The sequence below is a fragment of the Frankia sp. CcWB2 genome (assembly GCF_977927585.1).
Genome location: NZ_CDWRCM010000091.1, coordinates 6616 through 10671 on the forward strand (window position 1 = coordinate 6616; position 4056 = coordinate 10671).

General features: G+C 70.4%; 4 protein-coding genes. 1 reads left to right on the forward strand and 3 read right to left on the reverse strand.

What is annotated here, in order from left to right; all coding sequences use genetic code 11:
- The 3 genes from ACY45C_RS11505 to ACY45C_RS11515 form a co-directional block, all read right to left on the reverse strand.
- Nucleotides 1–422, reverse strand: a 422-nt coding sequence (locus ACY45C_RS11505; protein WP_462187607.1) for a regulatory protein RecX, incomplete at its 3' end; no start/stop codon positions are given.
- A 3-nt stretch (nucleotides 423–425) separates the two neighbouring features.
- Nucleotides 426–1463 carry a recombinase RecA gene (gene recA / locus ACY45C_RS11510; protein WP_462187608.1) on the reverse strand — a complete coding sequence of 346 codons (1038 nt, stop codon included), beginning with the start codon at nucleotides 1461–1463 and terminating at the stop codon, nucleotides 426–428.
- Between the two features lie 166 nt (nucleotides 1464–1629).
- Complete coding sequence (locus tag ACY45C_RS11515) at nucleotides 1630–1824, reverse strand: DUF3046 domain-containing protein (protein WP_462187609.1); 195 nt, start codon at nucleotides 1822–1824, stop codon at nucleotides 1630–1632.
- A gap of 192 nt (nucleotides 1825–2016) precedes the next feature.
- Between ACY45C_RS11515 and ACY45C_RS11520 the strand changes: the two genes are divergently transcribed.
- A partial coding sequence (locus ACY45C_RS11520) for a DEAD/DEAH box helicase (RefSeq protein ID WP_462187610.1) occupies nucleotides 2017–4056 on the forward strand: 2040 nt, incomplete at its 3' end.

Here is a 4056-nt window from a genome sequence, read left to right on the forward strand (position 1 = left end):
GTACGGACCTGCTCGGGCAGGCGGTCCATCGACCGCAGCCGACGAAGGACGAGCTCGCGGGCGGCCTCGACGGTGTCCGGATCCACTCCCCGCTTACGCAGCTCTGTGGCCAAGGCCTGCCTACCCAGCCCACGACGGGCCCGAGCGGAGGAGACGAAGGCGGCGGCGAAGGCCTCATCATCGATCAGACCGACGGCGGCCAACCGGTCGAGGACCACACCGGCAATCTCATCGGTGACCCCTCGTCGCCGCATGGTCGCCGCAAGCTCTGCTCGACTCCTCGCTCTGGTCGCCAACTGATGCAGACAGATCTCCCGCGCGACCGAGATCGGATCCTTCAGCCACGGCTCTTCGTCCGCCGCGACGGCCGTCCGGGCGAACGACGGACCGGCCGCGACATTCCCCGGATCTGCTCCTGCCATCGGCTACAGATCGACCGGGACGGGCGCCACGGCATCGGATTCGAGACTGGGCAGGATGCCGAGCTTCTCCTTGATCTTCTTTTCGATCTCGTTGGCCAGATCGGGGTTGTCCCGCAGAAACGACCGGGCGTTCTCCTTGCCCTGGCCGAGCTGATCGCCGTCGTAGGTGTACCAGGCACCGGACTTACGAATAATGCCGTGCTCGACCCCCATGTCGATCAGGGAACCCTCCCGGCTGATACCGCCTCCGTAGACGATGTCGAATTCGGCGGTCCGGAACGGCGGCGCCACCTTGTTCTTCACCACCTTGACGCGGGTCCGGTTACCCACGGCCTCCGTGCCGTCCTTGAGGGTTTCGATACGACGGACATCGAGGCGCACCGACGCATAGAACTTCAGCGCCTTACCACCAGTCGTGGTCTCCGGGGAGCCGAACATCACCCCGATCTTCTCGCGCAACTGGTTGATGAAGATCGCGGTCGTGCCGGAGTTCGCCAGCGCCGCGGTCATCTTGCGCAGGGCCTGGGACATCAGGCGGGCCTGGAGGCCGACGTGGCTGTCCCCCATCTCACCCTCGATCTCGGCCCTCGGGACCAGCGCGGCCACCGAGTCGATAACGATGATGTCCAGCGCGCCGGACCGGACGAGCATGTCCGCGATCTCCAACGCCTGCTCGCCGGTATCCGGCTGGGAGACCAACAGACCGTCGGTGTCGACGCCGAGCTTTCCCGCGTACTCGGGGTCGAGCGCATGCTCGGCGTCGATGAACGCCGCGATACCACCGGCCGCCTGCGCGTTCGCCACCGCGTGCAGGGCGACGGTCGTCTTCCCGGACGACTCCGGGCCGTAGATCTCAATGATGCGCCCCCGCGGCAGCCCGCCGATGCCGAGCGCGACATCCAGAGCAATCGAACCGGTGGGGATGGCCTGGATCGGCGGCCTGGTGTCGTCCCCCAACCGCATGACCGATCCCTTGCCGAACTGCTTGTCGATCTGCGCCAAGGCGTTATCCAACGCCTTCTCACGGTCGAGTCCTGCCATTGGAGTTACTCCATGCTGAGGTCGTCGAGTCTTGGCCACGAGGATGACGTTAGGCCGTGGGTCCGACAGTTTCGAGGGTCGAGGATGATCTGTGGACAAGTAGCCGCACAGGGACGACTCTAGACGAACATGCGTTCGACGACCCGACGACACACCGGACGGTGGCTCAGCGATCCCGCGCCGGCACATCGAACTCCTCGCACACGGTTCGCCAGACGGTCTTGGCGTCGTCACCACGGGCCAGGGCCACCTCGACCGTCGCGCCACCGAGACCGGACAACACATGATCACGCGCAAACGACTCTGCGTACGCGGAACCGAACCGTGTGTTCATCTTCGCCCAGAACTCGGTCAACCGCACTTCGCCAGTGTGCACCGTCCGGACGGGACGGGACCACCCAAGGGGGTCCTGGTCGGGGATCCCCGCCGGGGGTCCCCGGTTGGGGTTCCCACCGGCGGAACCACGGTCGGGGGGAACCACGGTCGCGGGAACCACGACCGGGTCGAGGCCGGGCCCCACGGCGGGCCCGGCCTGAACCACACCGGCGGAAAGTTGTCGGTCCCTCGACGCAGACTGGTCAACGTGCCCAGCTTCGCTTCCCCCGATCCGCCAGATCCGCTCACGGCGTTCTCCGCCCCGACCCGGAGCTGGTTCGGCGCGGCCTTCACCGCCGCGACCCCCGCCCAGCGGGGCGCGTGGGAGGCGATTCGCACCGGCGGCAACGCGCTGGTCGTCGCACCCACGGGTTCGGGGAAAACGCTGGCCACCTTCCTGTGGTCGCTGGACACGCTGGCCCGCTCGGCGCCGCCGGCCGAGCCCACCCGGCGCTGCCGGGTGCTCTACGTCAGCCCGCTCAAGGCGCTGGCCATCGACGTCGAACGGAACCTGCGGGCGCCGCTCGCGGGGATACGCTCCGCCGCGCAACGGCTCGGTCTACCCCAGCCGGACGTGACCGTGGGTCTGCGGTCGGGCGACACCACCGCCGCCGAACGGCGCGGTTTCGGCGCCCGGCCCCCCGACGTCCTGATCACCACCCCGGAGTCGCTCTTCCTCATCCTCACCAGCGCCGCGCGGGAGTCGCTGCGCGGCGTCCGGACGGTGATCGTCGACGAGGTCCACGCGGTGGCGGGCACCAAGCGTGGCGCCCACCTCGCGCTGAGCCTGGAGCGTCTGGACGCCCTGTTGGACACCCCGGCCCAGCGGATCGGCCTGTCCGCCACGGTGCGGCCGGTCGAGGAGGTCGCCCGCTTCCTGGGCGGAACGGCCCCGGTGGCGGTGGTCCGCCCGCCCGCGGCCAAGACCCTCCAGATCGACGTCGTGGTGCCGGTCGAGGACATGACCCGGCTCGGCGGACAGCTCCTCGACGGGTCCCCGGACGGCTCGGCGGCCTCCGCCCCGCACCGAGCGTCGATCTGGCCGGCGGTCGAGCAGCATGTCCTCGACCTCGTGCTGGCCCATTCCGCCAGCATCGTCTTCGCCAACTCGCGCCGGCTCGCGGAGCGGCTCTGCGCCCGGCTGAACGAGCTGTACGCCGAACGGCTCGCCGCGGCCACCGCCGCGGGCGAATCCGTGGCCGGGGACGGGCCGGGGGAAGCCAGCCGGACGTCACCCGCGGCGTTGATGGGCGCCTCGGGTCAGGGCGGCGGCACGGCGTGGCCGGAGATCGCGCGGGCCCACCACAGCAGCGTGAGCCGGGAGCAACGGGCCGGAATCGAGGAGGATCTCAAGGCTGGCCGGCTGCCCGCGGTCGTCGCGACCTCCAGCCTGGAACTCGGCATCGACATGGGAGCCGTCGACCTGGTCGTGCAGATCGGGTCCCCGCCAAGCGTCGCCGCCGGGATGCAGCGCACCGGCCGCGCGGGCCACCAGGTCGGCGCCACCAGTCGCGGCGTCATCATCCCGAAGCATCGCAGCGACCTGCTCGAATGCGCCATGGTCGCCGAGCGGATGCGCTCGGGGGCGATCGAGCGGCTGCGGTACCCGCGCAACCCCCTCGACGTGCTGGCCCAGCAGATCGTGGCAATGACGGCGATGGAGGACTGGCACGTCGACGAGCTCGGCGCGCTGGTCCGACGCACCGCGACGTTCGCGACGCTGCCGGCCTCCGCCTTCGAGGCGGTCCTGGACATGCTCGCCGGCCGCTACCCCTCCGACGCGTTCGCCGAGCTGCGCCCCCGCATCACCTGGGACCGCGTCACCGGGATCCTCACCGCCCGCCCGGGCGCCCAGCGGCTCGCCGTGACCAGCGGAGGCACCATTCCCGACCGGGGCATGTTCGGCGTCTTCCTCGTCGGGGAGCGATCCAGCCGGGTCGGGGAACTCGACGAGGAGATGGTCTATGAGTCGCGGGTCGGCGACGTGGTGCTCCTCGGCTCATCCAGCTGGCGCATCGAGGAGATCACCGCCGACCGGGTCCTGGTGACGCCGGCTCCGGGACGGCCCGGTCGGCTCCCCTTCTGGCATGGCGACGCCCCAGGCCGACCCGCCGAACTCGGCCGCGCGCTCGGCGCGTTCCTGCGCGAGATCACCAGGTTGCCGGCGCAGGCGGCGGCCGACCGCGTCCGGGCCGCCGGCCTCGACGATCGGGCCACC